General features: G+C 62.4%; 37 protein-coding genes. 5 read left to right on the top strand and 32 right to left on the bottom strand.

Annotated elements, in window-relative coordinates:
* Window positions 1-134 precede the first annotated feature (134 nt).
* The 4 genes from pchD to pchA are packed head-to-tail and all read left to right on the top strand — an operon-like array spanning window position 135 to window position 4,262.
* Window positions 135-1,778 carry a pyochelin biosynthesis salicyl-AMP ligase PchD gene (pchD, locus tag HMPREF2886_RS13110; RefSeq protein ID WP_070747532.1) on the top strand — a complete coding sequence of 548 codons (1,644 nt, stop codon included), beginning with the start codon at window positions 135-137 and terminating at the stop codon, window positions 1,776-1,778.
* Window positions 1,775-2,530, top strand: coding sequence for a pyochelin biosynthesis editing thioesterase PchC (gene pchC, locus HMPREF2886_RS13105; RefSeq protein ID WP_070747525.1), 756 nt, complete (start codon window positions 1,775-1,777; stop codon window positions 2,528-2,530). Before pchD ends, pchC begins: the two co-directional genes overlap by 4 nt.
* Window positions 2,530-2,835 carry an isochorismate lyase PchB gene (gene pchB / locus HMPREF2886_RS13100; RefSeq protein ID WP_003106950.1) on the top strand — a complete coding sequence of 102 codons (306 nt, stop codon included), beginning with the start codon at window positions 2,530-2,532 and terminating at the stop codon, window positions 2,833-2,835. Before pchC ends, pchB begins: the two co-directional genes overlap by 1 nt.
* The gene (pchA, locus tag HMPREF2886_RS13095) at window positions 2,832-4,262 is read left to right on the top strand and encodes an isochorismate synthase PchA (RefSeq protein ID WP_070747520.1); all 1,431 of its coding nucleotides are present in this window, start codon (window positions 2,832-2,834) and stop codon (window positions 4,260-4,262) included. Before pchB ends, pchA begins: the two co-directional genes overlap by 4 nt.
* Window positions 4,263-4,348: 86 nt before the next feature.
* Here the strand turns inward: pchA and ssb are convergent, their stop codons facing one another.
* Entirely contained in the window at window positions 4,349-4,846 is a 498-nt protein-coding gene (gene ssb / locus HMPREF2886_RS13090) for a single-stranded DNA-binding protein (protein ID WP_003114685.1), read from the bottom strand.
* Window positions 4,847-4,862: 16 nt separating this feature from the next.
* Entirely contained in the window at window positions 4,863-6,251 is a 1,389-nt protein-coding gene (locus HMPREF2886_RS13085; RefSeq protein ID WP_024917981.1) for an MFS transporter, read from the bottom strand.
* Window positions 6,252-6,464: 213 nt separating this feature from the next.
* On the opposite strand from HMPREF2886_RS13085, the gene uvrA reads away from it, so the two are divergent.
* A complete protein-coding gene (gene uvrA / locus HMPREF2886_RS13080; protein WP_003093663.1) occupies window positions 6,465-9,302 on the top strand; it encodes an excinuclease ABC subunit UvrA in 2,838 nt (945 codons plus the stop codon).
* Window positions 9,303-9,374: 72 nt separating this feature from the next.
* Here uvrA and bfr read toward each other — a convergent pair whose 3' ends face one another.
* The 30 genes from bfr to rpsJ all read right to left on the bottom strand — a co-directional run bounded on the left by bfr (window position 9,375) and on the right by rpsJ (window position 25,361).
* A complete protein-coding gene (bfr, locus tag HMPREF2886_RS13075) occupies window positions 9,375-9,839 on the bottom strand; it encodes a bacterioferritin (protein WP_003093668.1) in 465 nt (154 codons plus the stop codon).
* Between the two features lie 129 nt (window positions 9,840-9,968).
* Window positions 9,969-11,417, bottom strand: a complete 1,449-nt coding sequence (katA, locus tag HMPREF2886_RS13070) for a catalase KatA (RefSeq protein ID WP_003103909.1) — start codon at window positions 11,415-11,417, stop codon at window positions 9,969-9,971.
* 279 nt (window positions 11,418-11,696) lie between these two features.
* Window positions 11,697-12,086, bottom strand: a complete 390-nt coding sequence (gene rplQ / locus HMPREF2886_RS13065; RefSeq protein ID WP_003093672.1) for a 50S ribosomal protein L17 — start codon at window positions 12,084-12,086, stop codon at window positions 11,697-11,699.
* A gap of 43 nt (window positions 12,087-12,129) precedes the next feature.
* Window positions 12,130-13,131 (bottom strand): DNA-directed RNA polymerase subunit alpha, encoded by a 1,002-nt coding sequence (gene rpoA, locus HMPREF2886_RS13060; RefSeq protein WP_003093675.1) that lies wholly within the window; start codon window positions 13,129-13,131, stop codon window positions 12,130-12,132.
* A gap of 22 nt (window positions 13,132-13,153) precedes the next feature.
* Window positions 13,154-13,774, bottom strand: a complete 621-nt coding sequence (gene rpsD, locus HMPREF2886_RS13055) for a 30S ribosomal protein S4 (RefSeq protein ID WP_003093678.1) — start codon at window positions 13,772-13,774, stop codon at window positions 13,154-13,156.
* A 16-nt stretch (window positions 13,775-13,790) separates the two neighbouring features.
* The gene (gene rpsK, locus HMPREF2886_RS13050; RefSeq protein ID WP_003093689.1) at window positions 13,791-14,180 is read right to left on the bottom strand and encodes a 30S ribosomal protein S11; all 390 of its coding nucleotides are present in this window, start codon (window positions 14,178-14,180) and stop codon (window positions 13,791-13,793) included.
* An 18-nt stretch (window positions 14,181-14,198) separates the two neighbouring features.
* Window positions 14,199-14,555 (bottom strand): 30S ribosomal protein S13, encoded by a 357-nt coding sequence (gene rpsM, locus HMPREF2886_RS13045; protein WP_003093692.1) that lies wholly within the window; start codon window positions 14,553-14,555, stop codon window positions 14,199-14,201.
* A 130-nt stretch (window positions 14,556-14,685) separates the two neighbouring features.
* The gene (rpmJ, locus tag HMPREF2886_RS13040) at window positions 14,686-14,802 is read right to left on the bottom strand and encodes a 50S ribosomal protein L36 (protein WP_003093693.1); all 117 of its coding nucleotides are present in this window, start codon (window positions 14,800-14,802) and stop codon (window positions 14,686-14,688) included.
* 28 nt (window positions 14,803-14,830) lie between these two features.
* Window positions 14,831-16,159: a preprotein translocase subunit SecY gene (gene secY, locus HMPREF2886_RS13035; RefSeq protein WP_003093694.1), complete on the bottom strand. Its 1,329-nt coding sequence runs from the start codon at window positions 16,157-16,159 to the stop codon at window positions 14,831-14,833.
* Window positions 16,160-16,594 carry a 50S ribosomal protein L15 gene (rplO, locus tag HMPREF2886_RS13030; RefSeq protein WP_003093695.1) on the bottom strand — a complete coding sequence of 145 codons (435 nt, stop codon included), beginning with the start codon at window positions 16,592-16,594 and terminating at the stop codon, window positions 16,160-16,162.
* A 3-nt stretch (window positions 16,595-16,597) separates the two neighbouring features.
* Window positions 16,598-16,774 carry a 50S ribosomal protein L30 gene (rpmD, locus tag HMPREF2886_RS13025; RefSeq protein WP_003093696.1) on the bottom strand — a complete coding sequence of 59 codons (177 nt, stop codon included), beginning with the start codon at window positions 16,772-16,774 and terminating at the stop codon, window positions 16,598-16,600.
* Between the two features lie 2 nt (window positions 16,775-16,776).
* A complete protein-coding gene (gene rpsE, locus HMPREF2886_RS13020) occupies window positions 16,777-17,277 on the bottom strand; it encodes a 30S ribosomal protein S5 (protein WP_003093697.1) in 501 nt (166 codons plus the stop codon).
* 3 nt (window positions 17,278-17,280) lie between these two features.
* Window positions 17,281-17,631 carry a 50S ribosomal protein L18 gene (gene rplR / locus HMPREF2886_RS13015; protein WP_003093698.1) on the bottom strand — a complete coding sequence of 117 codons (351 nt, stop codon included), beginning with the start codon at window positions 17,629-17,631 and terminating at the stop codon, window positions 17,281-17,283.
* A 10-nt stretch (window positions 17,632-17,641) separates the two neighbouring features.
* Window positions 17,642-18,175 carry a 50S ribosomal protein L6 gene (gene rplF, locus HMPREF2886_RS13010; protein WP_003093699.1) on the bottom strand — a complete coding sequence of 178 codons (534 nt, stop codon included), beginning with the start codon at window positions 18,173-18,175 and terminating at the stop codon, window positions 17,642-17,644.
* A gap of 11 nt (window positions 18,176-18,186) precedes the next feature.
* Complete coding sequence (gene rpsH, locus HMPREF2886_RS13005) at window positions 18,187-18,579, bottom strand: 30S ribosomal protein S8 (RefSeq protein ID WP_003093700.1); 393 nt, start codon at window positions 18,577-18,579, stop codon at window positions 18,187-18,189.
* Window positions 18,580-18,768: 189 nt separating this feature from the next.
* On the bottom strand, window positions 18,769-19,074 hold the full coding sequence (rpsN, locus tag HMPREF2886_RS13000) for a 30S ribosomal protein S14 (protein WP_003093701.1): 306 nt from the start codon (window positions 19,072-19,074) through the stop codon (window positions 18,769-18,771).
* A 13-nt stretch (window positions 19,075-19,087) separates the two neighbouring features.
* Window positions 19,088-19,627 (bottom strand): 50S ribosomal protein L5, encoded by a 540-nt coding sequence (gene rplE / locus HMPREF2886_RS12995; protein ID WP_003093703.1) that lies wholly within the window; start codon window positions 19,625-19,627, stop codon window positions 19,088-19,090.
* A 19-nt stretch (window positions 19,628-19,646) separates the two neighbouring features.
* Window positions 19,647-19,961 carry a 50S ribosomal protein L24 gene (gene rplX, locus HMPREF2886_RS12990; protein WP_003093711.1) on the bottom strand — a complete coding sequence of 105 codons (315 nt, stop codon included), beginning with the start codon at window positions 19,959-19,961 and terminating at the stop codon, window positions 19,647-19,649.
* Window positions 19,962-19,973: 12 nt separating this feature from the next.
* Window positions 19,974-20,342 (bottom strand): 50S ribosomal protein L14, encoded by a 369-nt coding sequence (gene rplN, locus HMPREF2886_RS12985; protein WP_003093714.1) that lies wholly within the window; start codon window positions 20,340-20,342, stop codon window positions 19,974-19,976.
* Between the two features lie 23 nt (window positions 20,343-20,365).
* Window positions 20,366-20,632 carry a 30S ribosomal protein S17 gene (rpsQ, locus tag HMPREF2886_RS12980; protein WP_003093717.1) on the bottom strand — a complete coding sequence of 89 codons (267 nt, stop codon included), beginning with the start codon at window positions 20,630-20,632 and terminating at the stop codon, window positions 20,366-20,368.
* A gap of 2 nt (window positions 20,633-20,634) precedes the next feature.
* Window positions 20,635-20,826, bottom strand: a complete 192-nt coding sequence (gene rpmC, locus HMPREF2886_RS12975) for a 50S ribosomal protein L29 (protein ID WP_003093720.1) — start codon at window positions 20,824-20,826, stop codon at window positions 20,635-20,637.
* On the bottom strand, window positions 20,826-21,239 hold the full coding sequence (gene rplP, locus HMPREF2886_RS12970; RefSeq protein ID WP_003093723.1) for a 50S ribosomal protein L16: 414 nt from the start codon (window positions 21,237-21,239) through the stop codon (window positions 20,826-20,828). Before rplP ends, rpmC begins: the two co-directional genes overlap by 1 nt.
* Before the next feature lie 11 nt (window positions 21,240-21,250).
* Window positions 21,251-21,937 (bottom strand): 30S ribosomal protein S3, encoded by a 687-nt coding sequence (rpsC, locus tag HMPREF2886_RS12965; protein WP_003093727.1) that lies wholly within the window; start codon window positions 21,935-21,937, stop codon window positions 21,251-21,253.
* A gap of 12 nt (window positions 21,938-21,949) precedes the next feature.
* A complete protein-coding gene (gene rplV, locus HMPREF2886_RS12960) occupies window positions 21,950-22,282 on the bottom strand; it encodes a 50S ribosomal protein L22 (RefSeq protein ID WP_003103908.1) in 333 nt (110 codons plus the stop codon).
* Window positions 22,283-22,294: 12 nt separating this feature from the next.
* Window positions 22,295-22,570 (bottom strand): 30S ribosomal protein S19, encoded by a 276-nt coding sequence (gene rpsS, locus HMPREF2886_RS12955; protein WP_003093734.1) that lies wholly within the window; start codon window positions 22,568-22,570, stop codon window positions 22,295-22,297.
* A 16-nt stretch (window positions 22,571-22,586) separates the two neighbouring features.
* On the bottom strand, window positions 22,587-23,408 hold the full coding sequence (gene rplB / locus HMPREF2886_RS12950) for a 50S ribosomal protein L2 (RefSeq protein ID WP_003103878.1): 822 nt from the start codon (window positions 23,406-23,408) through the stop codon (window positions 22,587-22,589).
* Window positions 23,409-23,419: 11 nt separating this feature from the next.
* Window positions 23,420-23,719, bottom strand: a complete 300-nt coding sequence (gene rplW, locus HMPREF2886_RS12945; RefSeq protein WP_003093736.1) for a 50S ribosomal protein L23 — start codon at window positions 23,717-23,719, stop codon at window positions 23,420-23,422.
* Window positions 23,716-24,318 carry a 50S ribosomal protein L4 gene (gene rplD / locus HMPREF2886_RS12940; RefSeq protein WP_070747517.1) on the bottom strand — a complete coding sequence of 201 codons (603 nt, stop codon included), beginning with the start codon at window positions 24,316-24,318 and terminating at the stop codon, window positions 23,716-23,718. The genes rplW and rplD overlap by 4 nt, the downstream gene beginning before the upstream one ends.
* Window positions 24,319-24,331: 13 nt before the next feature.
* The gene (rplC, locus tag HMPREF2886_RS12935) at window positions 24,332-24,967 is read right to left on the bottom strand and encodes a 50S ribosomal protein L3 (RefSeq protein ID WP_003103877.1); all 636 of its coding nucleotides are present in this window, start codon (window positions 24,965-24,967) and stop codon (window positions 24,332-24,334) included.
* 82 nt (window positions 24,968-25,049) lie between these two features.
* A complete protein-coding gene (gene rpsJ, locus HMPREF2886_RS12930) occupies window positions 25,050-25,361 on the bottom strand; it encodes a 30S ribosomal protein S10 (protein WP_003103876.1) in 312 nt (103 codons plus the stop codon).
* Between the last annotated feature and the right edge of the window lie 194 nt (window positions 25,362-25,555).

Raw genomic sequence — 25,555 nt, 5'->3', positions numbered from 1 at the left:
CTGCACTCCGCCCCTGCAGCGAATGAAAAAGCCCCGCAATCGAAAGGCGCGGGCTTGCGCGGTCCCTGCCGCCCGCCAATGATAATAAATCTCATTTCCCAGCAATGGCAATCGACCGCATCCACGGAGATCGCATGACTTCCTCGCCCGTCACCCCATCGGCCGTCGACGACGCCCCCGACTGGCCCGCCGCCTTCGTCCGCCGCTATCTCGACGCCGGCCACTGGCAGGACCAGAGCTTCGCCGAAGCCCTGGCCGCCAGCGCCGCGCGCCATCCGCGGCGGATCGCGCTCTGCGACGAAGACCAGCGGCTCAGCTATGCCGACCTGCTCCAACGCTGCCGCCGCCTGGCAGCCGGACTGCGCCAGGCCGGCCTCGCACATGGCGACACGGTAGTGCTGCACCTGCCCAACGGCATCGCCTTCGTCGAGACCTGCTTCGCCCTGTTCCAGCTCGGCGTACGCCCGGTGCTCGCCCTCCCCGCCCATCGCCAGCATGAGATCAGCGGTTTCTGCCGCTTCGCCGAGGCCAAGGCCTACATCGGCGCCGAACGGATCGACGGCTTCGACCCACGGCCGATGGCCCGCGAGCTGCTCGCCAGCGGCGCCTGCCGGATGGCGCTGATCCACGGCGAGGCCGAGGCGCCGCTGCAAGCGCTGGCACCGCTGTACCAGGCCGACGCGCTGGAAGACTGCGCCGCCCGCGCCGAGGATATCGCCTGCTTCCAGTTGTCCGGCGGCACCACCGGCACGCCGAAGCTGATTCCCCGGCGTCATCGCGAGTATCTCTACAACGTCCGCGCCAGCGCCGAGGTCTGCGGCTTCGACGAGCACACGGTGTACCTCACCGGGTTGCCGATGGCGCACAACTTCACCCTCTGCTGCCCCGGAGTGATCGGCACGCTGCTGGCCGGCGGCCGCGTGGTGGTCAGCCAGCGCGCCGATCCCGAGCATTGCTTCGCACTGATCGCCCGTGAACGGGTCACCCACACCGCCCTGGTACCGCCGCTGGCGATGCTCTGGCTGGATGCCCAGGAAAGCCGTCGCGCCGATCTATCCAGCCTGCGTCTGCTCCAGGTCGGCGGTTCCAGGCTCGGCAGCAGTGCCGCGCAACGCGTCGAACCGGTGCTCGGCTGCCAGTTGCAACAGGTGCTGGGAATGGCCGAGGGGCTGATCTGCTACACCCGCCTGGACGATCCGCCCGAACGCGTGCTGCATACCCAGGGCCGGCCGCTGTCGCCGGACGACGAAGTGCGGGTGGTCGACGCCGAGGGCCGCGAGGTCGGCCCCGGCGAGGTCGGCGAACTGACCGTGCGCGGTCCCTACACCATCCGCGGCTACTACCGCCTGCCCGAACACAACGCCAAGGCCTTCAGCGCGGACGGCTTCTACCGCACCGGCGACCGGGTCAGCCGCGACAAGGACGGCTATCTGGTGGTGGAGGGCCGCGACAAGGACCAGATCAACCGCGGCGGCGAGAAGATCGCCGCGGAAGAGGTGGAGAACCTGCTGATCGCCCATCCGCAGGTACACGACGCCACCGTCGTGGCGATGCCCGACAGCCTGCTCGGCGAGCGCACCTGCGCCTTCGTCATTCCGCGCCAGCCGGCGCCCTCGGCGCTGAAGCTGAAGCAATACCTGCACGCCTGCGGGCTGGCCGCGTTCAAGGTGCCGGACCGCATCGAGCTGGTCCCGGCCTTCCCCCAGACCGGCATCGGCAAGATCAGCAAGAAGGACCTGCGCGAACGCCTGCGCCGCGAGCTGGAGGCCCGCGCATGAGCGCCGCCTGGGTCCGGCCGTTCCGCCTGACGCCGATGCCGCGCCTGCGCCTGGCCTGCTTCCCCCATGCAGGCGGCAGCGCCAGCTTCTTCCGTAGCTGGAGCGAACACCTGCCGCCAGACATCGACCTGCTTGCCCTGCAGTACCCGGGCCGCGAGGACCGTTTCAACGAAGCGCCGGCAACCCGCCTGGAAGACCTCGCCGACGGCGCCGCCCTCGCCCTGCGCGATTTCGCCGACGCGCCCCTGGCGTTGTTCGGCCACAGTCTCGGCGCGGCGCTGGCCTACGAAACCGCCCTGCGCCTGGAAAGCGCCGGCGCGCCGCTGCGCCACCTGTTCGTCTCCGCCCATCCGGCACCGCACCGGCAACGCGGCGGCGCGTTGCACCGCGGCGACGAGGCGGCGCTGCTGGAGGATATCCGCCGCCAGGGTGGCGCCAGCGAGCTACTCGAGGACGCCGATCTGCGCGCGCTGTTCCTGCCGATCCTGCGCGCCGACTACCAGGCGATCGAGACCTACCGACGGGCGCAGCCCATCGCCCTGGCCTGCGCCCTCGACCTCCTCCTCGGCGAGCACGACGAGGAAGTCAGCGCCGCCGAGGCGCAGGCCTGGAGCGACGCCAGCCGGACTCCCGCCAGGCTGCGGCGCTTTCCTGGCGGCCACTTCTACCTGAGCGAGGGGCGCGACGCGGTGATCGAGCACCTGCTGCGCCGCCTCGCACATCCCGACACCCTTTCCCGAGAGGTTGCATGATGAAAACCCCCGAAGACTGCACCGGCCTGGCGGACATCCGCGAGGCCATCGACCGGATCGATCTGGATATCGTCCAGGCCCTCGGCCGCCGCATGGACTACGTCAAGGCGGCGTCGCGCTTCAAGGCCAGCGAAGCGGCGATTCCGGCGCCCGAGCGGGTCGCCGCGATGCTCCCCGAGCGCGCCCGCTGGGCCGAGGAAAACGGACTCGACGCGCCCTTCGTCGAGGGACTGTTCGCGCAGATCATCCACTGGTACATCGCCGAGCAGATCAAGTACTGGCGCCAGACACGGGGTGCCGCATGAGCCGGCTGGCGCCCCTGAGCCAGTGCCTGCACGCCTTGCGCAGCACCTTCGAGCGCGCCATCGGCCAGGCGCAGGCACTCGATCGTCCGGTCCTGGTGGCGGCGTCGTTCGAGATCGACCCATTGGACCCGCTGCAGGTATTCGGTGCCTGGGACGACCGGCAAACGCCCTGCCTGTACTGGGAACAGCCCGAGCTGGCGTTCTTCGCCTGGGGCTGCGTCCTGGAGCTGCAAGGCCACGGCGAACAACGCTTCGCCCGGATCGAGGAAAACTGGCAATTGCTCTGCGCCGACGCCGTCGTCGAGGGCCCGCTGGCGCCGCGCCTGTGCGGCGGATTCCGCTTCGATCCGCGCGGCCCGCGCGAGGAACACTGGCAAGCCTTCGCCGATGCCAGCCTGATGCTCGCCGGCATCACCGTGCTGCGCGAGGGCGAACGCTACCGGGTACTCTGCCAACACCTGGCCAAACCCGGCGAAGATGCCCTGGCCCTGGCCGCCTACCACTGCTCGGCGCTACTGCGCCTGAGGCAGGCGGCCAGGCGCCGGCCCCCGGGGCCGACCGCTGGCGCGCAGGGCGACGCTTCGGCGCTGGAGCGCAGGCAATGGGAAGCCAAGGTGAGCGACGCGGTAAGCAGTGTCCGCCAGGGACGCTTCGGCAAGGTCGTGCTGGCCCGCACCCAGGCCCGGCCTCTCGGCGACATCGAGCCGTGGCAGGTCATCGAACACCTGCGTCTGCAACATGCCGACGCCCAGCTGTTCGCCTGTCGCCGCGGCAACGCCTGCTTCCTCGGCGCCTCCCCGGAACGCCTGGTCCGCATTCGCGCCGGCGAGGCGCTCACCCATGCCCTGGCCGGGACCATCGCCCGTGGCGGCGATGCCCAGGAAGATGCGCGGCTCGGACAGGCCCTGCTGGACAGCGCCAAGGACAGGCACGAACACCAGTTGGTGGTGGAAGCGATCCGCACGGCCCTGGAACCCTTCAGCGAGGCGCTGGAAATCCCCGATGCGCCCGACCTGAAACGACTGGCGCGAGTCCAGCACCTGAACACGCCGATCCGCGCCCGCCTCGCCGACGCAGGCGGCATCCTGCGCCTGCTGCAGGCGCTGCATCCGACCCCCGCGGTGGGCGGCTACCCACGCAGCGCGGCGCTGGACTACATCCGCCAGCACGAAGGGATGGACCGCGGCTGGTACGCCGCGCCGCTGGGCTGGCTCGACGGCGAAGGCAACGGCGATTTCCTGGTGGCGCTGCGCTCGGCCCTGCTCACGCCGGGCCGGGGCTACCTGTTCGCCGGCTGCGGCCTGGTAGGCGATTCGGAACCGGCCCACGAGTATCGCGAAACCTGCCTTAAGCTCAGTGCCATGCGGGACGCTCTATCCGCTATAGGCGGCCTGGACGAAGTGCCCTTGCAACGCGGCGTCGCCTGAAAACGAAGACCCCCTGCGGCCCGAGGGCGGCAGGGGGTCTTCGAAGGTCTGCCCGGCGCGGGCGGGCCGCGCCGCAAGGGCTTCGCTCAGAACGGAATGTCGTCGTCGAAGCTGTCGTAATCCTGGGCCGGTTGCGGCGCCGGTTGCTGCTGCGGGGCCGGACGCGACTGTTGCTGCGGGGCCTGCTGCGGGCGCTGCATGGGCTCGCGCGGGGCACGCTGCGAGTCGTCGCCGGAGGGGCGGCCGCCGAGCAACTGCATGTTGCCGTTGATGTCGACCACGATCTCGGTGGTGTAGCGATCCTGACCATCCTGGCCCTGCCACTTGCGGGTGCGCAGGCTGCCTTCGACGTAGACCTGGGAACCCTTGCGCAGGTACTCGCCGGCGATCTCCGCCAGGCGGCCGAAGAACACCACGCGGTGCCATTCGGTGCGCTCCTGTTGCTGGCCGGTCTGCTTGTCCTTCCAGCTCTCGCTGGTGGCGAGGGTGATGTTGGTCACCGCATTGCCGTTGGGCATGTAGCGGGTTTCCGGGTCACCACCGACGTTACCAACCAGAATGACTTTGTTAACCCCACGGGCCATGACGTTCTCCTAAGGTTCAGCATCCGCCCGGCGCGGCCTGGGCCAGGCGCTCGAGGGCGGTGCGATCCACTTGTTGGGTATCCACTTTGACATAGGCGGCGGCCTCCTCGGCCACCACCACGGCGTCTGCCACACCGGGCAACGCCCTGAATCGCTGGACCAGCGCCGCGTCCTGCAGCGCGGCGGGCGCGAGCGGCAGGCGAATGCTGGTCACATAAGGCGGTTCGCGCATGGTAACAGCAATCGCCAGCCAGAGGGCAGCGAGCACCGCGCATCCGATGAACACCATGCTCAGCCCGCCGTGCTGGAACATCCAGCCGCCGAGGATGCCGCCCAGCGCCGCGCCGAGGAATTGGCTGGTGGAATACACCCCCATTGCCGTGCCCTTGCCGCCGGCCGGCGAGACCTTGCTGACCAGCGACGGCAACGAGGCTTCGAGCAGGTTGAAGGCAGTGAAGAACACCACCGTGCCGACCACCAGCATGGCCAGGCTGTGACCGAAGACCAGGAAGAACAGTTCGCAGGCCAGCAGGGTCGCCACCGCGCCGGTCAGCACGCGCTTCATGCGACGCTTCTTCTCGGCGTAGATGATGAACGGCACCATGCCGAAGAAACCGACCAGCAGCGCGGTCAGGTAGACCCACCAGTGCTGCTCCTTGGGCAGGCCACCCTCGTGCACCAGTGCCAGCGGCAAGGCGACGAAGCTGGCCATGAGGATGGCGTGGAGGATCAGGATGCCGGCGTCCAGGCGCAGCAGGTCGCCGTGCTTCAGGGTCGGCAGCAGGGCCTGGCGCGCCACGCTGGATTCGCGGTGCTGGGTCATGTGGTCCGGCTGCGGGACGAAAAACAGGATCAGCAGCAGGCCGACCAGCGCCATCCCGGCGGTGAACCAGAACAGCCCATGCAGGCCGAACAGATGGGTCAGCACCGGGCCGAGCACCATGGCCACGGCGAAGGAGACGCCGATGCTCATGCCGATCATCGCCATCGCCTTGGTCCGGTGCTGCTCGCGGGTGAGGTCGGAGAGCAGTGCCATCACCGCCGCCGAGATCGCCCCGGCGCCCTGCAGGACGCGGCCGGCGATCACCCCCCAGATGGAGTCGGCATTGGCCGCGAGGGCCGCGCCGGCGGCGAAGATCAGCAGCCCGACGACGATCACCGGGCGCCGGCCGATGCGGTCGGAAATGGTCCCGAAGGGAATCTGCAGGATCGCCTGGGTCAGGCCATAGGCGCCGATGGCCAGGCCGATCAGCGCCGGGGTCGCGCCGGCCAGGTCCTGGCCGTAGGTGGCCAGCACCGGCAGGACCATGAACATGCCGAGCATGCGGAAGGCGAATACCAGTGACAGCCCGACGGCCGCGCGCGTTTCGGTACCGCTCATCCGCTCAGTATGTGAGTCGTGCATAACACCCTCATGGAAGAAACCGCTGCAGGGCAAGGCCTCATGCCCCTGCCGATGGCGCCGCCGCCCGCTCCTGGGCGGCCGGGGCAATGCCCGCGCCGGAAAAATGCCGCGCATTCTACCAGTCCGCCCCCTCGCGGCACAGGCGCGCCACTTTGCCGCGCGCTAGCGGCCAGCCGTATAATCAGCGGTTTTCGCCCGCCATGCGAGGCCGCTGTGGATAAGATCCTGATTCGTGGGGCGCGTACCCACAACCTGAAGAACGTCGACCTCACACTGCCACGCGACAAACTGATCGTGATCACCGGTCTTTCCGGTTCCGGCAAGTCTTCCCTGGCTTTCGACACGCTCTATGCGGAAGGCCAGCGGCGCTACGTGGAATCCCTCTCGGCCTACGCCCGGCAGTTCCTGTCGATGATGGAAAAGCCGGACGTGGACACCATCGAAGGGCTGTCGCCGGCGATTTCCATCGAACAGAAGTCCACTTCCCACAACCCACGCTCCACCGTGGGTACGATCACCGAGATCTACGACTACCTGCGCCTGCTTTATGCCCGCGTCGGTACCCCGCGCTGCCCGGACCACGACATCCCGCTGGAGGCGCAGACCGTCAGCCAGATGGTCGACCAGGTCCTGGCCCTGCCGGAAGGCAGCAAGCTGATGCTGCTGGCGCCGGTGATCCGCGAGCGCAAGGGCGAGCACCTGGCGGTGTTCGACGAGATGCGCGCGCAGGGCTTCGTCCGCGCCCGGGTCGACGGCAAGCTCTACGAACTCGACGAAGTGCCGAAGCTGGATAAGCAGAAGAAGCACAGCATCGATGTGGTGGTGGACCGCTTCAAGGTTCGCGCGGACCTCCAGCAACGCCTGGCCGAGTCGTTCGAGACCGCCCTGTCCCTGGCCGACGGTATCGCCCTGGTAGCACCGATGGACGAGGACGAGGATGTCGAGGAGATCATCTTCTCAGCGCGCTTCGCCTGCCCGGTCTGCGGCCACTCGATCAGCGAGCTGGAACCCAAGCTGTTCTCCTTCAACAACCCGGCCGGCGCCTGTCCGACCTGCGACGGCCTCGGCGTGAAGCAATTCTTCGACGCGCGCCGGGTGGTCAACGGCGAGTTGACCCTGGCCGAGGGCGCGATCCGCGGCTGGGACCGGCGCAACGTCTATTACTTCCAGATGCTCGGTTCGCTGGCCCAGCATTACGGCTTCAGCCTGGAAGAACCCTTCGACGAACTCGGCGCCGAACACCAGAAGGTGGTGCTCTACGGCTCCGGCCGGGAAAACGTCGACTTCCGCTATCTCAACGACCGCGGCGACATCGTCAAGCGTTCGCACCCCTTCGAAGGCATCCTGCCGAACCTTGAGCGGCGCTACCGCGAGACCGAGTCGGCCACGGTCCGCGAGGAGCTGGCCAAGTTCCTCAGCACCCAGCCCTGCCCGGATTGCCACGGTACCCGCCTGCGCCGCGAGGCGCGGCATGTGTGGGTCGGCGACCGGACGCTGCCGGCGATCACCGCGATGCCGGTCGGCGAAGCCTGCGAGTATGCCGCCGGACTCAGCCTGACCGGCCGCCGTGGCGAGATCGCGGCGAAGATCCTCAAGGAAATCCGCGACCGCCTGCAATTCCTGGTCAACGTCGGCCTCGACTACCTGACCCTCGACCGCAGCGCCGACACCCTGTCCGGCGGCGAAGCCCAGCGCATCCGCCTGGCCAGCCAGATCGGCGCCGGCCTGGTGGGAGTGATGTACATCCTCGACGAACCCTCGATCGGCCTGCACCAACGCGACAACGAGCGCCTGCTCGGCACCCTCACCCACCTGCGCAACCTCGGCAACACGGTGATCGTGGTCGAGCACGACGAGGACGCGATCCGACTCGCCGACTACGTCGTCGACATCGGTCCGGGCGCCGGCGTGCACGGCGGCCAGGTAGTGGCGGAAGGTACGCCCGACCAAGTGATGAACCACCCCGACTCGCTGACCGGCAAGTACCTTTCCGGGCGCAAGAAAATCGCGGTTCCGGCCAAGCGCACCCCGCGCGACAAGAAGAAGCTGCTGAAGCTGAAAGGCGCCCGCGGCAACAACCTGCAGAACGTCAACCTGGAAATCCCGGTCGGCCTGTTCACCTGCATCACCGGGGTCTCGGGCTCCGGCAAGTCGACGCTGATCAACAACACCCTGTTCCCGATCACCGCCACCGCGCTGAACGGCGCGACTACCCTGGAAGTGGCGCCGTATGACTCGTTCGACGGCCTGCAGCACCTGGACAAGGTGGTCGACATCGACCAGAGCCCGATCGGTCGTACCCCGCGCTCCAACCCGGCGACCTATACCGGCCTGTTCACGCCGATCCGCGAACTGTTCTCCGGCGTGCCGGAGGCCCGCTCGCGCGGCTACGGTCCCGGCCGCTTCTCGTTCAACGTCAAGGGCGGCCGTTGCGAGGCCTGCCAGGGCGACGGCGTGATCAAGGTGGAGATGCACTTCCTGCCGGACATCTACGTTCCCTGCGATGTCTGCAAGGGCAAGCGCTACAACCGCGAGACCCTGGAGATCCGCTACAAGGGCAAGAGCATCCACGAGGTGCTGGAGATGACCATCGAGGAAGCCCGCGAGTTCTTCGACGCCGTCCCCGCCCTGGCGCGCAAGCTGCAGACGCTGATGGACGTCGGCCTGTCCTACATCAAGCTGGGCCAGAGCGCGACCACCCTCTCGGGCGGCGAGGCGCAGCGGGTCAAGCTGTCCCGCGAGCTGTCCAAGCGCGATACCGGCAAGACCCTGTACATCCTCGACGAACCGACCACCGGCCTGCATTTCGCCGACATCCAGCAACTGCTCGACGTGCTCCACCGCCTGCGCGACCACGGCAACACCGTGGTGGTGATCGAGCACAACCTGGACGTGATCAAGACCGCCGACTGGCTGGTCGACCTCGGCCCCGAGGGCGGCTCCAAGGGCGGCCAGATCATCGCCAACGGCACGCCGGAGCAGGTGGCCGAGATGCCCCAGTCGCACACCGGCCATTTCCTCAAGCCGCTGCTGGAACGCGATCGCGCCTGATTGCCGGGCGCTCATGAAAAAGCCCCTGCGACCGTGAGGCGCAGGGGCTTTTTCGTATCCGCGGGGTGGGGGTCAGATCTGCGATTGCAGGTAGTTCTCCAGGCCCATCCTGGCGATCAGGCCAAGCTGCTGCTCCAACCAGTAGGCGTGGTCTTCCTCGGTGTCGGCCAACTGGGCCTTGAGGATGTCGCGGCTGACGAAGTCCTTGTGCTGCTCGCAGAGGGCGATGCCCTTGGCCAGAGCGGCGCGGACATGGCGCTCGAGCTTGAGATCGGCCTCGAGCATCTCCGGCACCGTGGTGCCCGGGTGGATATCGTCGGGACGCATGCGCGGCGTACCTTCGAGCAGGAGGATACGGCGCAGTAGGGCATCGGCGTGCTGGGTCTCCTCCTCCATCTCGTGGTTGAGGCGCTCGTAGAGCTTGCTGAAGCCCCAGTCCTCGTACATCCGCGAGTGGATGAAGTACTGGTCGCGCGCGGCCAGCTCGCCGGTCAGTAGCGTGTTGAGGTAATCGATGACTTCCGGATGGCCTTGCATCGGGGGGCTCTCCCTGGAGAAAACTAGGAATCTAGCCGCATATGCTCCCGGCTCCGCCTGATCCGGGTCAAGCCAATGCAGATAAAAAGCCCCCTTCGCAGGAAGGGGGCCGGGGGCCTCATCAGGCCATCAGTCCAGCTTCAGGCCGAGGGCGTCGGCGACGCCTTTGCCGTAGGCCGGATCGACCTTGAGGAACAGGCCGATCTGGCGACGCTGGATCTGTTCCGGTACATCGCGGATGTCTTCGGCGATGTTGGCGAACAGTCGCTGTTTCTGCTCGTCGGTGAACAGATGGAACAGCGCGGCCGGCTGGCTGTAGTAGTCGTCGTCCACCCGGTGGTTCCAGTGGTCCGCCGCGCCCTCCAGGCTCAGCGGCGGCTCGGAGAAGTCAGGCTGCTCCTGCCACTGGTTGAAGCTGTTCGGCTCGTAGGTGACGCGCTGATGGGCGTTGTTGCCGTCCACCCGCATGCCGCCGTCGCGGTGGTAGACCTGGTGCGGGCAACGCGCGGCGTTCACCGGGATCTGGTGGTGGTTGACGCCCAGGCGATAGCGATGGGCGTCGCCGTAGGAGAACAGACGGCCCTGGAGCATCTTGTCCGGCGAGAAACCGATACCGGGCACCACGTTGGCCGGCGTGAAAGCGGCCTGCTCGACCTCGGCGAAGTAGTTGTCCGGGTTACGGTTCAGCTCGAAGAAACCCACTTCGATCAACGGGTAGTCGCCGTGGGGCCAGACCTTGGTCAGGTCGAACGGGTTGTAGCGATAGGTGGCCGCTTCCTTCTCGGGCATGATCTGCACGTACATCTTCCAGCGCGGGAAGTCGCCTTTCTCGATGCTCTCGTACAAGTCGCGCTGCGAACTCTCGCGGTCCTGGGCGATCACTTCGGCAGCCTCGGCGTTGGTCAGGTTCTCGATGCCCTGTTGGGTCTTGAAGTGGAACTTGACCCAGAAGCGCTCGTTGTTCGCATTGATGAAGCTGAAGGTATGGCTGCCGAAACCATGGATGTGCCGATAGCTCTTCGGCAGACCGCGGTCGCTGAAGTCGATGGTCAACTGATGCAGCGACTCGGGGAGGTGGGAGAAAAAGTCCCACTTGAAGGTCGCATTGCGCAGGTTGGTGCGCGGGTCACGCTTTACCACGTGGTTGAGATCGGGGAATTTGAGCGGGTCGCGCAGGTAGAACACCGGGGTGTTGTTGCCGACCAGGTCCCAATTGCCCTGCTCAGTGTAGAAACGCATGGAGAAGCCGCGGATGTCACGCTCGGCATCCGCTGCGCCGCGCTCACCGGCGACGGTGGAGAAGCGCAGGAACATATCGGTCTTCTTGCCGACCTGGGAGAAGATCTTCGCCCGGGTGTAAGGGGTGATGTCGTGGGTGACGGTGAAGGTGCCGTAGGCCGCGGAGCCTTTCGCATGCATGCGGCGTTCGGGGATCACTTCGCGATCGAAGTGGGCGAGCTTCTCGAGGAACCACACGTCCTGCAGCAACATCGGGCCACGCGGACCGGCGGTCTGCACGTTCTGGTTATCGACCACCGGTGCGCCAGCGGCAGTGGTCAGGCGGGTCTTCTCTTCCATTTACTCTCTCCTCAACGGCTAACGTGCTATGAAGCGAAGCGGCTACACGGAAATCATCAGCGTGGACCAGGGATTGGCGGAGGACAACCTGTCAGATGACCAAGCGCCCTTTGCATTGATCTCGCTTATCCGAACGTAGCTTTTCGTAAAAGCAGGTTAAGGATGAATGACAGCCCTCCCGCAATCCAATTTATTAAAGACAGCGATCCGATAGATAAAAACTTTAATGCAGGTAATAAAAAACCGGGCCTAGGCCCGGTTTCTTGTGCAGCAGATGCCTTATTCGGCAGCTTCTACGACTTCACCGCCGACAGGACGATCAACCAGCTCGACGTACGCCATGGGGGCGTTGTCGCCAGCGCGGAAACCGCACTTCAGGATGCGCAGGTAGCCGCCCGGACGGTTGGCGTAGCGCTTGCCCAGGTCGTTGAACAGCTTGCCAACGGCAGCTTTCGAACGGGTACGGTCGAAAGCCAGACGACGGTTGGCGACGCTGTCTTCCTTGGCCAGGGTGATCAGCGGCTCGGCAACGCGACGCAGTTCCTTGGCCTTGGGCAGGGTGGTTTTGATCAGTTCGTGTTCGAACAGCGACACCGCCATGTTCTGGAACATAGCCTTGCGGTGCGCGCTGGTGCGGCTCAGGTGACGACCACTTTTACGATGGCGCATGGTTCAATTCCTTTCCAAACTTTACGTTCGGTAGTTACGACGATCAGGCAGTGGCCTTGTCGTCTTTCTTAAGACTTGCCGGCGGCCAGTTATCGAGGCGCATACCGAGGGACAGACCACGGGAAGCCAGAACGTCCTTGATTTCGGTCAGGGACTTCTTGCCCAGGTTCGGCGTTTTCAACAGCTCCACTTCGGTGCGCTGGATCAGGTCACCGATGTAGTAGATGTTTTCCGCCTTCAGGCAGTTGGCCGAACGTACGGTCAGTTCCAGGTCATCGACCGGGCGCAGGAGGATCGGATCGATCTCGTCTTCCTGCTCTTCAACGACGGGTTCGCTGTCGCCCTTGAGGTCCACGAACGCTGCCAGCTGCTGTTGCAGGATGGTAGCGGCGCGACGGATAGCCTCTTCGGGATCCAGGGTGCCGTTGGTTTCCAGGTCCAGGACCAGTTTGTCCAGGTTGGTGCGCTGCTCGACACGGGCGTTTTCCACCACGTAGGAGACACGACGGACCGGGCTGAACGATGCGTCGAGCTGCAGACGGCCGATGCTGCGGCTTTCGTCTTCATCGCTCTGACGTGCGTCGGCAGGCTCGTAGCCACGGCCACGAGCTACCTTCAGCTTCATGTTCAGCGCGCCGTTGTCTGCCAGGTTGGCGATAACGTGGTCACCGTTGATGATCTCAACATCGTGATCCAGCTGAATATCGGCAGCAGTCACAACACCCGAGCCCTTCTTAGCCAGGGTCAGCGTCACTTCATCACGACCGTGCAGCTTGATGGCCAGACCTTTCAGGTTCAGCAGGATCTCGATTACATCTTCCTGCACACCTTCGATCGCCGAGTACTCGTGGAGTACGCCGTCGATCTCGGCCTCGACCACTGCGCAGCCAGGCATGGAGGACAACAGGATGCGACGCAGCGCGTTGCCCAGGGTGTGACCAAAACCACGCTCGAGAGGCTCGAGCGTGATCTTGGCGCGGGTTTGACTGACCACCTGCACATCGATGTGGCGGGGGGTCAGGAACTCATTTACCGAACTCTGCATGGATGCACCTATTTTCTAGCCCTTACTTGGAGTAGAGCTCGACAATCAGGTTTTCGTTGATATCAGCGGACAGGTCGCTGCGAGCCGGAGCACTCTTGAAGGTACCAGCCTTCTTGTCGAGGTCGACTTCGACCCACTCGACGCGACCGCGCTGGCCACAGAGTTCCAGAGCCTGAGCGATACGCAGCTGGTTCTTCGATTTTTCGCGAACAGCTACGACGTCACCGGCCTTCACTTGGTAGGAAGGGATGTTGACGGTCTGACCGTTGACGGTGATGGCCTTGTGGGATACCAGCTGGCGGGATTCCGAACGAGTGGAACCGAAGCCCATGCGGTATACGACGTTGTCCAGGCGGCACTCGAGCAGTTGCAGCAGGTTCTCACCGGTAGAACCCTTGCGACGGGAAGCTTCCTGGTAGTAACCGCGGAACTGACGCTCCAGCACGCCGTAGATGCGACGTACTTTCTGCTTTTCACGCAGCTGCAGACCGTAGTCGGACAGACGGCCACGACGCTGGCCATGCTGGCCGGGAACGTTTTCAGCCTTGCACTTCGAGTCGAGGGCGCGGGCGCCGCTCTTCAGGAACAGGTCGGTGCCTTCACGGCGAGACAGTTTGCACTTGGGACCAATGTAACGAGCCATTTCTCACTGTCTCCTATTACACGCGACGCTTTTTCGGCGGACGGCAGCCGTTATGCGGGATCGGGGTTACGTCGGTGATGCTGGCGATCTTGTAGCCGCAAGCATTCAGAGCGCGAACGGCGGACTCGCGGCCCGGGCCCGGGCCCTTGACGTTGACGTCCAGGTTCTTCAGACCGTATTCCAGGGCAGCCTGGCCGGCACGCTCGGCCGCTACCTGGGCAGCGAACGGGGTGCTCTTACGCGAGCCGCGGAAACCGGAACCACCGGAGGTCGCCCAGGACAGTGCGTTGCCCTGACGGTCGGTGATGGTCACGATGGTGTTGTTGAAAGACGCGTGGATGTGGGCGATCCCATCGACCACTGTCTTTTTGACTTTCTTACGGGGACGAGCAGCAGGTTTTGCCATGACTAGATTCCTACGCGATTACTTGCGGATCGGCTTACGCGGGCCCTTGCGGGTACGCGCGTTGGTCTTGGTACGCTGACCGCGAACCGGCAGACCGCGACGATGACGCAGACCGCGGTAGCAACCGAGGTCCATCAGACGCTTGATGTTCATGTTGATTTCGCGACGCAGGTCACCTTCGGTGGTGATCTTCGCGACTTCGTTACGCAGCTGATCGATCTGCTCGTCGCTCAGGTCCTTGATCTTGGCAGCCGGGTTTACGCCGGTGGCTGCGCAGATGCTCTGAGCAGTAGTGCGACCAACACCATAGATGTAGGTCAGCGAGATAACAGTGTGCTTGTTATCCGGAATGTTGACGCCTGCAATACGGGCCATTCAGAAAAACTCCAATTGACAGCTACCCTGCGCCCAGGAAGCCAAGAAAGGGCGCGGATATTAGCGCTGTAATAGCAAATAATCAACCCGGCAGCACACTAGCTGCCGGGTTATCACGCGTGGATCACAATCAGCCTTGGCGCTGCTTGTGACGCGGTTCCGCGCTGCAGATCACCCGCACGATGCCATCGCGACGGATGATTTTGCAGTTACGGCACAGCTTCTTGACCGATGCACGAACTTTCATCACCAACTCCTCGAACCTTACGGGTCTATCAGCGCAGCATGCCGCTGCCGTAGCCCTTCAGGTTGGCTTTCTTCATCAGGGATTCATACTGGTGAGAAACGAGGTGAGATTGCACCTGGGCCATAAAGTCCATGACAACCACGACCACGATCAACAGCGAGGTCCCGCCAAGATAGAACGGCACGTGCGCCGCAACCACCAGGAACTGGGGCAGCAGGCAGACAGCCGTCATGTACAGAGCACCGAACATGGTCAAACGGGTCAGCACGCCATCGATGTAGCGAGCGGACTGTTCGCCCGGACGGATGCCCGGAATAAATGCACCGGACTTCTTGAGGTTCTCCGCCACGTCCTTCGGGTTGAACATCAGCGCTGTATAGAAGAAGCAGAAGAAAACGATCCCTGCAGTGAACAGCAAGATGTTCAGCGGCTGCCCCGGAGCGATCGCTTGCGCGACGTCCTGCAACCAACCCAAGCCTTCCGACTGACCGAACCAGGAGCCCAGGGACGCCGGGAACAGCAGGATACTGCTGGCGAAAATCGCGGGAATCACACCCGCCATGTTCACCTTCAACGGCAGATGGCTGGTCTGCGCTGCAAACACCTTGCGGCCTTGCTGGCGCTTGGCGTAATGCACCGCGATGCGACGCTGGCCACGCTCGATGAACACCACGAACGCGATGATCGCCACGGCCAGCAGGCCGACGCCGATCAGGGCGAAGATGTTGATGTCACCTTGACGGGCAGACTCGAAAGACTGACCGATGGCGCGCGGCAGGCCTGCAACGATACCAGCGAAGATCAACATCGAGATGCCGTTGCCGACACCGCGCTCGGTGATCTGCTCGCCCAGCCACATCATGAACATGGCACCAGCCACGAAGGTGGTGACAGCCACGAAGTAGAAGCCGAAGTCGTTGGAGAAGGCTACGCCCTGGCTGCCCAGGCCAACGGACATGCCGATGGCCTGGACCAGTGCCAGGACTACAGTACCGTAGCGGGTGTACTGGCTGATCTTGCGACGCCCAGACTCACCCTCTTTCTTCAACTGCTCCAGCTGCGGGCTGATAGCGGTCATGAGCTGCATGATGATCGATGCCGAGATGTACGGCATGATCCCCAGTGCAAAGATACTCATGCGCTCCAGCGCGCCGCCGGAAAACATGTTGAAGAGGCTAAGAATGGTCCCCTCGTTCTGCCGGAACAGTGCCGCCAAGCGATCGGGGTTGATGCCCGGAACTGGGATGTGCGCGCCGATCCGATAGACGATGATCGCCAGGAACAGGAAACGCAGACGTGCCCAGAGCTCGGACAGACCGCCGTTGCTTAGCGCAGAGAGAGCACCTTGCTTAGCCATTTAGTCCTCGAATTTACCGCCAGCTGCTTCGATAGCCGCACGCGCACCCTTGGTGGCGGCGATACCTTTCAGGGTGACCGCACGACCAACTTCGCCGGACAGCATGACTTTGACGCGCTGTACGTGCTGGTTGATCAGGTTGGCATCCTTCAGGGTCTGCAGGCTGACGACGTCGCCTTCGACCTTGGCCAGCTCGGAGGTGCGTACTTCAGCACGATCCATGGCCTTCAGGGAAACGAAGCCGAACTTCGGCAGACGACGGTGCAGAGGCTGTTGCCCACCCTCGAAGCCCGGAGCGACCTTGCCACCGGAGCGGGAGGTCAGACCTTTGTGACCACGGCCACCGGTCTTGCCCAGACCGCTACCGATGCCACGGCCCGGACGGTGCTTTTCGCGACGGGCACCCGGCGCGGAACGCAGATCGTTCAGTTGCATGGATTAACCCTCCACACGCAGCAGGTAGTAGGCCTTGTTGATCATGCCGCGGTTCTCAGGAGTGTCCTGAACTTCGACGGTATGATTGATGCGACGCAGGCCGAGACCCTTGACGCAAGCCTTGTGGTTGGCCAGACGGCCGTTCAGGCTCTTGACCAGAGTGACTTTGACAGTTGCCATGGTTAGAGAATCTCCTCGACGCTCTTGCCACGCTTGGCCGCTACTGCTTCCGGGGCCTGCATGTTCTTCAGGCCCTTGAAGGTGGCGTAAACCACGTTCACCGGATTGGTGGAGCCATAGCACTTGGCCAGGACGTTCTGTACACCAGCCACTTCCAGAACGGCACGCATGGCGCCGCCGGCGATGATGCCGGTACCTTCCGAAGCCGGCTGCATGTACACCTTGGAGGCGCCATGGGCGGACTTGGTCGGATATTGCAGGGTGGTGCCGTTCAGATCGACTTGGATCATGTTGCGGCGAGCGGCTTCCATTGCTTTCTGGATGGCGGCCGGCACTTCACGCGCCTTGCCACGACCGAAACCAACGCGACCCTTGCCATCACCTACCACGGTCAGTGCGGTGAAAGCGAAGATACGGCCACCTTTTACGGTTTTGGCGACGCGGTTAACCTGAACCAGCTTCTCGATGTAGCCTTCGTCGCGCTTTTGCTCGTTGTTTGCCATAACTTAGAACTCCAGTCCGCCTTCACGAGCGGCATCAGCCAGCGCTTTCACACGGCCGTGGTACTTGAAGCCAGAACGATCGAACGCCACCTGGGTGACGCCGGCCGCTTTGGCGCGCTCGGCGACCAGTTGACCAACTTTCTTGGCTGCATCGATGTTGCCGGTGGCACCTTCGCGCAGGTCTTTGTCCAGGGTCGAGGCGCTGGCCAGGACCTTGCCGCCGTCGGCCGCAATGACCTGGGCGTAAATGTGCTGGGAAGAGCGGTACACGCAGAGGCGTACGGTTTCCAGCTCGCGCATCTTCAGGCGTGCCTTGCGAGCGCGACGCAGACGGGTTTCTTTCTTGACGCTCATTTGCTATGCCCTACTTCTTCTTGGCTTCTTTACGACGGACGACTTCGTCGGCGTAACGCACGCCCTTGCCTTTGTAAGGCTCCGGCGGACGGAAGTCGCGAATTTCGGCAGCAACCTGACCGACCAGCTGCTTGTCGATACCCTTGATCAGGATATCGGTCTGGCTGGGGGTCTCAGCGACGATGCCGGCCGGCAGTTCGTAATCAACCGGATGGGAGAAGCCGAGGGACAGGGACAGCACTTGGCCCTTGGCCTGCGCTTTGTAACCAACGCCGACCAGCTGGAGCTTGCGCTCGAAGCCCTGGCTGACGCCGACTACCATGTTGTTCACCAGAGCACGGGTGGTACCAGCCATGGCGCGAGTCTGCTGGTCGCCGTTACGCGCAGCAAAACGCAGCTCACCGCTGTCCTGGATCACTTCGACCGAAGGATGGACCTTGAGCTCCAGAGCACCTTTGGCGCCCTTGATGGACAGTTGCTGACCAGCCAGTTTGATTTCAACGCCGGCAGGCAGCTTGACGGGGTTCTTAGCAACGCGAGACATGCTGATTCCCCTTAGAACACAGTGCAGAGCACTTCGCCGCCAACACCAGCAGCACGGGCAGCACGATCGGTCATCACACCTTTGTTGGTGGAGACGATCGACACACCGAGGCCGCCACGAACTTTCGGCAGTTGCTCAACGGATTTGTACTGACGCAGGCCAGGACGGCTGATGCGCTTGACCTCTTCGATGACAGGCTTGCCTTCGAAGTACTTCAGTTCGATGGACAGCTGGGGTTTTACTTCCGAGCTGATCTGGAAATCCGCAATATAGCCTTCGTCCTTCAGGACTTTGGCCACCGCCGCTTTCAGTTTCGAGGACGGCATGCTTACGACGGTCTTTTCAGCCATCTGGGCATTACGGATGCGAGTTAGCATGTCTGCTAACGGGTCCTGCATACTCATGGGCTTAACGCTCCTGATACAAAAGAATAAGCCTTCAACTTCAATTCGCCCATAAACGCCAGGCGAAACAAACCCAGGCTCAGGGGAGCCGGGTATTCTAGAGATCGCGCCAAAACGAATCAAGCCCCATGAGGGGCTTGATTCGATGTCGCGATCAACGGTGCCGGCTGGCGACACCGTTCGCTGCGATTACCAGCTGGCCTTCACCAGACCCGGTACGTCGCCGCGCATGGCGGCTTCGCGCAGCTTGTTACGGCTCAGGCCGAACTTGCGGTAGAAGCCGTGCGGACGACCGGTCAGGCGGCAACGGTTACGCAGGCGGCTGGCGCTGGCGTCACGCGGTTGCTTCTGCAGGGCGACCTGGGCATTCCAACGCTCTTCCGCAGAGGAGTTCGGATTAGCGATGATCGCTTTCAGCTCGGCACGCTTCTTGGCGTACTTGGCTACCGTCAGCTGACGCTTCAGCTCGCGGTTCTTCATGCTCTCTTTAGCCATGTTCCTACTCCAATCAGTTACGGAACGGGAATTTGAAAGCACGCAGCAGGGCGCGACCTTCGTCATCCGTACGAGCGGTGGTGGTCAGGGTGATGTCCAGGCCACGCAGCGCATCGATCTTGTCGTAATCGATTTCCGGGAAGATGATCTGCTCTTTCACGCCCATGCTGTAGTTGCCGCGACCATCGAAGGACTTGGCATTCAGGCCGCGGAAGTCACGCACGCGCGGCAGGGAGATGGACAGCAGACGATCCAGGAACTCGTACATCCGGTCGCTACGCAGGGTGACCTTGACGCCGATCGGCCAGCCTTCACGGATCTTGAAGCCTGCGATGGACTTACGAGCGTAAGTCACGACCGGCTTCTGACCAGTGATCTTTTCCAGATCGGCTACGGCGTTCTCGATGATCTTCTTGTCACCGACCGCCTCGCCAAGACCCATGTTCAGGGTGATTTTGGTAACGCGCGGAACTTCCATCACGTTCGCCAGCTGAAGCTCTTCTTTCAGCTTGGGCGCGATTTCCTTCCGATAAATTTCTTTCAATCGTGCCATGGTGATCTACCTAGCAGCCTCAAGCCTGAACCGGTTTCTGGGTCGACTTGAAGACACGAATTTTCTTACCGTCTTCTACCTTGAAGCCAACGCGGTCAGCCTTGCTGGTTTCAGTATTGAAGATGGCGACGTTGGAGACATGCAGAGGCGCCTCCTTCTCGACGATACCGCCCTGTTGGCCGAGCATCGGATTGGGCTTGGTGTGGCGCTTGATCAGGTTCACCCCGCCGACGACCAGACGGTCGTCAGCGAGAACCTTCAGCACCTTGCCACGCTTGCCCTTGTCCTTGCCGGCAATGACGATTACTTCGTCGTCACGACGAATCTTTTGCATGACGGCTACTCCTTACAGCACTTCGGGGGCGAGCGAGACGATCTTCATGAACTTCTCGGTACGGAGTTCACGAGTCACTGGCCCAAAGATACGGGTGCCGATCGGCTCCTGCTTGTTGTTCAGCAGGACGGCGGCGTTGCCGTCGAAGCGGATGATGGAACCGTCGGTACGACGTACGCCGTGCTTGGTGCGAACGACCACGGCAGTCATGACCTGGCCCTTCTTCACTTTGCCGCGCGGAATCGCTTCCTTGACGGTGACCTTGATGATGTCGCCGATGCCGGCGTAACGGCGATGGGAACCGCCGAGCACCTTGATGCACATCACACGACGCGCGCCGCTGTTGTCAGCGACATCGAGCATGGATTGAGTCTGAATCATATAATTTCTCCGACCCCTAGTCCTTAGACTTCCACCGCGCGTTCAACGATATCAACCAGGGTCCAGGCCTTGGTCTTGGCCAGCGGACGGGTTTCGCGAATGGTGACCAGGTCACCAATGCGGCACTGATTGGATTCGTCGTGTGCGTGCAGTTTGGTCGAACGCTTGACGTATTTGCCGTAGATCGGGTGCTTGACGCGACGCTCGATCAGTACGGTGACGGTCTTGTCCATTTTGTCGCTGACGACGCGGCCGGTCAGCGTACGGACGGTTTTCTGAGCTTCAGCCATGATCACTTACCTGCTTGCTGATTGAGCACAGTTTTAACGCGAGCGATGTCGCGCTTAACCTGCGAGAGCAGGTGAGACTGCCCCAACTGGCCAGTTGCTTTCTGCATGCGCAGATTGAACTGGTCGCGCAGCAGGCCGAGCAGTTGCTCGTTCAGCTGCTCAACGGATTTTTCACGAAGTTCATTCGCTTTCATCACATCACCGTCCGCTTAACAAAGGAGGTGGCGAGGGGCAGCTTTGCAGCAGCCAGGGCGAAAGCCTCACGCGCCAGCTCTTCGGAAACACCCTCGATCTCGTACAGGACCTTGCCCGGCTGGATCTGGGCTACCCAGTACTCGACCCCACCCTTACCTTTACCCATACGAACTTCGAGGGGCTTCTTGGTGACAGGCTTGTCAGGGAATACGCGGATCCAGATCTTGCCGCCACGCTTCACGTGACGGGTCAGCGCACGACGCGCGGACTCGATCTGACGAGCAGTAAGGCGGCCACGGCTAGTGGCCTTCAGTGCGTACTCACCGAAGCTGACCTTACTACCACGATGAGCCAGACCACGGTTGTGGCCGGTCATTTGTTTGCGGAACTTCGTACGCTTGGGTTGCAGCATTTGCGTACTCCTTACCTAGCAGCTTTTTTACGAGGAGCGGGTGCTACCGGCTTCAGCTCTTCCTGGCGGCCACCGATGACCTCGCCCTTGAAGATCCAAACCTTGACACCGATCACACCGTAAGTGGTGTGCGCTTCGTAGGTGGCATAGTCGATATCGGCGCGCAGGGTGTGCAGGGGCACACGACCTTCGCGATACCATTCGGTACGGGCGATTTCAGCCCCACCCAGACGACCGCTGACCTGAATCTTGATGCCCTTGGCACCAATGCGCATGGCGTTCTGTACGGCGCGCTTCATGGCGCGACGGAACATTACGCGACGCTCCAGCTGCTGGGCTACGCTCTGCGCAACCAGCATGGCATCGAGTTCCGGCTTGCGGATTTCCTCGATGTTGATGTGCACGGGCACACCCATTTGCTTGGTCAGGTCCTGGCGCAGTTTCTCAACATCTTCACCTTTCTTGCCGATCACGATGCCGGGACGAGCGGTGTGGATGGTGATGCGTGCGGTTTGAGCCGGACGATGAATATCGATACGGCTTACGGACGCGCTTTTTAGTTTGTCTTGGAGGTACTCACGCACCTTCAGGTCGGCAAACAGGTAATCCGCATAGTTCTTGCGGTCTGCGTACCAAACGGAGGTGTGCTCCTTGACGATACCCAGGCGAATGCCATTGGGATGTACTTTCTGACCCATCTGTCGACTCCGTTACTTGTCCGCAACCTTGACCGTGATATGGCAAGACCGCTTCACGATGCGATCAGCACGGCCTTTGGCACGCGGCATGATGCGCTTGAGCGAACGACCTTCGTTGACGAAGACGGTGGAGACTTTCAGGTCATCCACATCGGCGCCTTCGTTGTGCTCAGCGTTGGCAACGGCCGACTCCAGCACTTTCTTCATGATCTCGGCGGCTTTCTTACTGCTGAAAGCCAGGAGGTTGAGCGCTTCGCCCACCTTCTTCCCGCGGATCTGGTCGGCGACCAAGCGGGCTTTCTGGGCGGAGATACGAGCGCCCGACAGCTTAGCGGCTACTTCCATCTTCCTTACCCCTTAACGCTTGGCTTTCTTGTCCGCAGCATGCCCGCGGTAGGTGCGGGTAGCGGCGAACTCGCCCAGTTTGTGGCCGACCATGTCCTCGTTGACGAGAACCGGTACGTGTTGACGGCCGTTGTGCACGGCGATGGTCAGACCAACCATATGCGGCAGAATCATCGAACGACGCGACCAGGTCTTGATCGGCTTGCGGTCGTTCTTTTCCACCGCGACTTCGACCTTCTTCAACAGGTGAAGATCGATAAACGGACCTTTTTTCAGTGAACGTGGCACTGTGGTATCCCTCTATTTACTTGCGGCGGCGGACGATCATGTTATCGGTACGCTTGTTCGAGCGAGTCTTCTTACCCTTGGTCTGAAGACCCCACGGCGATACCGGATGACGACCAGCAGAGGTACGGCCTTCACCACCACCATGCGGGTGGTCGACCGGGTTCATCGCCACACCGCGAACGGTCGGGCGAACACCACGCCAGCGCGTAGCACCGGCTTTACCCAGCGAACGCAGGCTGTGCTCGGAGTTCGAGACTTCGCCCAGGGTCGCACGGCACTCAGCCAGGACTTTACGCATTTCACCGGAGCGCAGACGCAGGGTTACGTACGCACCTTCACGCGCGACCAGCTGGGCGGAAGCGCCAGCGGAGCGAGCGATCTGAGCGCCTTTACCCGGCTTCAGCTCGATACCATGAACAGTGCTACCCACCGGGATGTTGCGCAGAGGCATGCTGTTGCCTGCCTTGATCGGCGCACCGATACCGGAGATCAGCTGGTCACCTGCAGCAACGCCCTTGGGGGCGATGATGTAGCGACGCTCGCCGTCCGCATACTTCAGCAGAGCGATGTGTGCAGTGCGGTTCGGATCGTATTCGACGCGCTCAACGATGGCAGGGATGCCATCCTTGTTGCGACGGAAGTCGACCAGACGGTAGTGCTGCTTGTGACCACCACCGATATGACGGGTGGTGATACGACCGTTGTTGTTACGGCCGCCAGACTTGGATTTCTTTTCCAGCAGCGGTGCGTAGGGAGCGCCTTTGTGCAGCTCCTGATTCACCACCTTGACGACAAAGCGACGACCAGCGGAAGTCGGTTTGCACTTAACGATTGCCATGATGCACCCCTTTACTCAGCGCTGGTGGCGAAATCGAGATCTTGGCCCGGCTGGAGAGCGATGTACGCTTTTTTCCAGTCGTTACGCTTGCCCAGACCGCGAGCGGTGCGCTTGGTCTTACCCTTGACGTTCAGGGTAGTGACGCGCTGTACCTTCACGCTGAACAGGCTTTCTACGGCCTTCTTGATTTCCAGCTTGGTTGCATCGGTGGCAACCTTGAAAACGAATTGGCTCTTGCCGTCCGCGAGACCCGTGGCTTTCTCGGAGATGTGCGGACCAAGCAGCACTTTGAATACGCGTTCCTGGTTCATCCCAGCAGCTCCTCGAACTTCTTCACGGCGGACACGGTGACCAGCACCTTGTCGTAGGCGATCAGGCTGACGGGGTCGGAACCTTGGACATCACGTACATCGACGTGCGCCAGATTGCGCGCAGCGAGGTACAGGTTCTCGTCGACACCATCGGTCACGATCAGCACGTCTTTCAGACCCAGGGCGTCCAGCTTGGCAACCAGGCCCTTGGTTTTCGGTGCATCGACAGCGAAGTCGGCAACGACGACCAGACGGTCCAGACGAACGAGCTCGGCAAGGATGGAGCGCAGTGCTGCGCGGTACATCTTCTTGTTCAGCTTCTGTTCGTGGCTACGCGGTTTAGCGGCGAAAGTGGTGCCGCCCCCACGCCAGATGGGGCTACGAATGGTGCCAGCGCGAGCACGACCGGTGCCCTTCTGACGCCACGGCTTCTTGCCACCACCAGAGACTTCGGAGCGAGTCTTCTGCGCCTTGCTGCCCTGACGGCCGCCAGCCATGTAGGCCACGACTGCCTGGTGCACCAGGGTCTCGTTGAATTCGCCACCAAAGGTACGCTCGGAGACTTCGATAGCCTGAGCGCCGTTCACATTCAATTGCATCTCAGCTTCCCCCTTAACCGCGAGCCTTGGCTGCCGGACGCACGATCACATCACCGCCGGTAGCGCCGGGAACGGCACCCTTGACCAGCAGCAGATTGCGTTCAGCATCGACGCGCACGATCTCCAGGGATTGAACGGTTACCCGCTCCGCACCCAGATGACCGGACATTTTCTTGCCCTTGAACACTCGACCAGGAGTCTGGCACTGGCCGATGGAACCCGGGACGCGGTGGGAAACGGAGTTACCGTGGGTGTTATCCTGACCACGGAAGTTCCAGCGCTTGATGGTGCCCGCGAAGCCCTTACCCTTGGACTCGCCGGTAACGTCTACCATCTGGCCTGCCTGGAACAGATCGACAGTGATCTGGTCACCAGCGGCATACTGTTCTTCGCCCAGACGGAACTCCCACACGCCGCGACCGGCGGCGACATTCGCCTTGGCAAAGTGACCAGCTTGCGCTTTGGTAACGCGAGAAGCGCGACGCTCGCCGGCGGTGACTTGCACTGCACGGTAGCCATCGGTTTCTTCAGTCTTGAACTGGGTGACGCGATTCGGCTCGACCTCGATGACCGTAACCGGAATAGAGACACCTTCCTCGGTGAAAATGCGGGTCATGCCGCATTTACGACCGACAACACCAATTGTCATGTTGTAAACCTCTTGAGTGTACGGGGCTTTCACCCGCTATGGCCGCCCATTTCAGAGCGTTACACGACCAATGCCGAAGGCATTAGCCGAGGCTGATCTGTACTTCAACGCCTGCAGCAAGATCGAGCTTCATCAGCGCATCGACGGTTTTATCCGTCGGCTGGACGATGTCCAGTACACGCTTATGTGTACGAATTTCGTACTGATCACGCGCATCTTTGTTGACGTGCGGAGAGATCAGCACGGTGAAACGTTCCTTGCGGGTCGGCAGAGGGATTGGACCACGCACCTGAGCACCAGTACGTTTCGCGGTTTCCACGATTTCCTGGGTTGATTGATCGATCAGGCGATGGTCAAAAGCCTTCAACCGAATCCGGATTTGTTGGTTTTGCATTTGACCTCAGACTCCAATTTACCATTCCCAACGGACGGACTACGCCCGTTAAAAGGAGGCGCAATTGTACGGATGCCCCCACAGGGTGTCAATATTTAACCAACGAACGAAAAAAGGGGCCCCGAAGGGCCCCTTTTCTGATGGCAGGATCAGCGATTACTCGATGATCTTGGCAACCACGCCGGCACCAACGG

This window comes from Pseudomonas sp. HMSC066A08 (genome assembly GCF_001813025.1).
Taxonomy (GTDB): domain Bacteria; phylum Pseudomonadota; class Gammaproteobacteria; order Pseudomonadales; family Pseudomonadaceae; genus Pseudomonas; species Pseudomonas aeruginosa.
Note: the sequence above shows the minus strand (reverse complement) of the source record. Positions and strands in the feature narration are given on the sequence as shown.

Excerpts from the sequence above, each read along its gene's own strand:
- rpsE (WP_003093697.1), bottom strand. The coding sequence starts at position 17,277 with ATGGCAAACAACGAGCAAAAGCGCGACGAAGGCTACATCGAGAAGCTG.
- HMPREF2886_RS13085 (WP_024917981.1), bottom strand. The coding sequence starts at position 6,251 with ATGCACGACTCACATACTGAGCGGATGAGCGGTACCGAAACGCGCGCG.
- rpsD (WP_003093678.1), bottom strand. The coding sequence starts at position 13,774 with ATGGCTCGTTACATTGGTCCCAAGTGCAAACTGTCTCGCCGTGAAGGC.
- rpsC (WP_003093727.1), bottom strand. The coding sequence starts at position 21,937 with ATGGGTCAGAAAGTACATCCCAATGGCATTCGCCTGGGTATCGTCAAG.
- rplC (WP_003103877.1), bottom strand. The coding sequence starts at position 24,967 with ATGACAATTGGTGTTGTCGGTCGTAAATGCGGCATGACCCGCATTTTC.
- ssb (WP_003114685.1), bottom strand. The coding sequence starts at position 4,846 with ATGGCCCGTGGGGTTAACAAAGTCATTCTGGTTGGTAACGTCGGTGGT.
- rpsQ (WP_003093717.1), bottom strand. The coding sequence starts at position 20,632 with ATGGCTGAAGCTCAGAAAACCGTCCGTACGCTGACCGGCCGCGTCGTC.
- bfr (WP_003093668.1), bottom strand. The coding sequence starts at position 9,839 with ATGCAAGGCCATCCGGAAGTCATCGATTACCTCAACACGCTACTGACC.
- katA (WP_003103909.1), bottom strand. The coding sequence starts at position 11,417 with ATGGAAGAGAAGACCCGCCTGACCACTGCCGCTGGCGCACCGGTGGTC.
- rpsK (WP_003093689.1), bottom strand. The coding sequence starts at position 14,180 with ATGGCAAAACCTGCTGCTCGTCCCCGTAAGAAAGTCAAAAAGACAGTG.
- rpsN (WP_003093701.1), bottom strand. The coding sequence starts at position 19,074 with ATGGCTAAAGAGAGCATGAAGAACCGCGAGCTGAAGCGTCAGCTGACG.
- rplQ (WP_003093672.1), bottom strand. The coding sequence starts at position 12,086 with ATGCGCCATCGTAAAAGTGGTCGTCACCTGAGCCGCACCAGCGCGCAC.
- pchA (WP_070747520.1), top strand. The coding sequence starts at position 2,832 with ATGAGCCGGCTGGCGCCCCTGAGCCAGTGCCTGCACGCCTTGCGCAGC.
- rplR (WP_003093698.1), bottom strand. The coding sequence starts at position 17,631 with ATGAGCGTCAAGAAAGAAACCCGTCTGCGTCGCGCTCGCAAGGCACGC.
- rplB (WP_003103878.1), bottom strand. The coding sequence starts at position 23,408 with ATGGCAATCGTTAAGTGCAAACCGACTTCCGCTGGTCGTCGCTTTGTC.
- rpmJ (WP_003093693.1), bottom strand. The coding sequence starts at position 14,802 with ATGAAAGTTCGTGCATCGGTCAAGAAGCTGTGCCGTAACTGCAAAATC.
- rpmD (WP_003093696.1), bottom strand. The coding sequence starts at position 16,774 with ATGGCAACTGTCAAAGTCACTCTGGTCAAGAGCCTGAACGGCCGTCTG.
- rplE (WP_003093703.1), bottom strand. The coding sequence starts at position 19,627 with ATGGCACGATTGAAAGAAATTTATCGGAAGGAAATCGCGCCCAAGCTG.
- rplO (WP_003093695.1), bottom strand. The coding sequence starts at position 16,594 with ATGCAACTGAACGATCTGCGTTCCGCGCCGGGTGCCCGTCGCGAAAAG.
- rpsH (WP_003093700.1), bottom strand. The coding sequence starts at position 18,579 with ATGAGTATGCAGGACCCGTTAGCAGACATGCTAACTCGCATCCGTAAT.
- pchB (WP_003106950.1), top strand. The coding sequence starts at position 2,530 with ATGAAAACCCCCGAAGACTGCACCGGCCTGGCGGACATCCGCGAGGCC.
- pchC (WP_070747525.1), top strand. The coding sequence starts at position 1,775 with ATGAGCGCCGCCTGGGTCCGGCCGTTCCGCCTGACGCCGATGCCGCGC.
- rplF (WP_003093699.1), bottom strand. The coding sequence starts at position 18,175 with ATGTCTCGCGTTGCTAAGAACCCCGTCAAGCTGCCTGCCGGCGTTGAA.
- rplX (WP_003093711.1), bottom strand. The coding sequence starts at position 19,961 with ATGCAAAAGATTCGTCGTGACGACGAAGTAATCGTCATTGCCGGCAAG.
- rplP (WP_003093723.1), bottom strand. The coding sequence starts at position 21,239 with ATGCTGCAACCCAAGCGTACGAAGTTCCGCAAACAAATGACCGGCCAC.
- rpsM (WP_003093692.1), bottom strand. The coding sequence starts at position 14,555 with ATGGCCCGTATTGCAGGCGTCAACATTCCGGATAACAAGCACACTGTT.
- secY (WP_003093694.1), bottom strand. The coding sequence starts at position 16,159 with ATGGCTAAGCAAGGTGCTCTCTCTGCGCTAAGCAACGGCGGTCTGTCC.
- rplN (WP_003093714.1), bottom strand. The coding sequence starts at position 20,342 with ATGATTCAGACTCAATCCATGCTCGATGTCGCTGACAACAGCGGCGCG.
- rpoA (WP_003093675.1), bottom strand. The coding sequence starts at position 13,131 with ATGCAGAGTTCGGTAAATGAGTTCCTGACCCCCCGCCACATCGATGTG.
- rplW (WP_003093736.1), bottom strand. The coding sequence starts at position 23,719 with ATGAACCAGGAACGCGTATTCAAAGTGCTGCTTGGTCCGCACATCTCC.
- pchD (WP_070747532.1), top strand. The coding sequence starts at position 135 with ATGACTTCCTCGCCCGTCACCCCATCGGCCGTCGACGACGCCCCCGAC.
- rpmC (WP_003093720.1), bottom strand. The coding sequence starts at position 20,826 with ATGAAAGCGAATGAACTTCGTGAAAAATCCGTTGAGCAGCTGAACGAG.
- rplD (WP_070747517.1), bottom strand. The coding sequence starts at position 24,318 with ATGCAATTGAATGTGAACGGCGCTCAGGCTATCGAAGTCTCCGAGCGT.
- rpsJ (WP_003103876.1), bottom strand. The coding sequence starts at position 25,361 with ATGCAAAACCAACAAATCCGGATTCGGTTGAAGGCTTTTGACCATCGC.
- rplV (WP_003103908.1), bottom strand. The coding sequence starts at position 22,282 with ATGGAAGTAGCCGCTAAGCTGTCGGGCGCTCGTATCTCCGCCCAGAAA.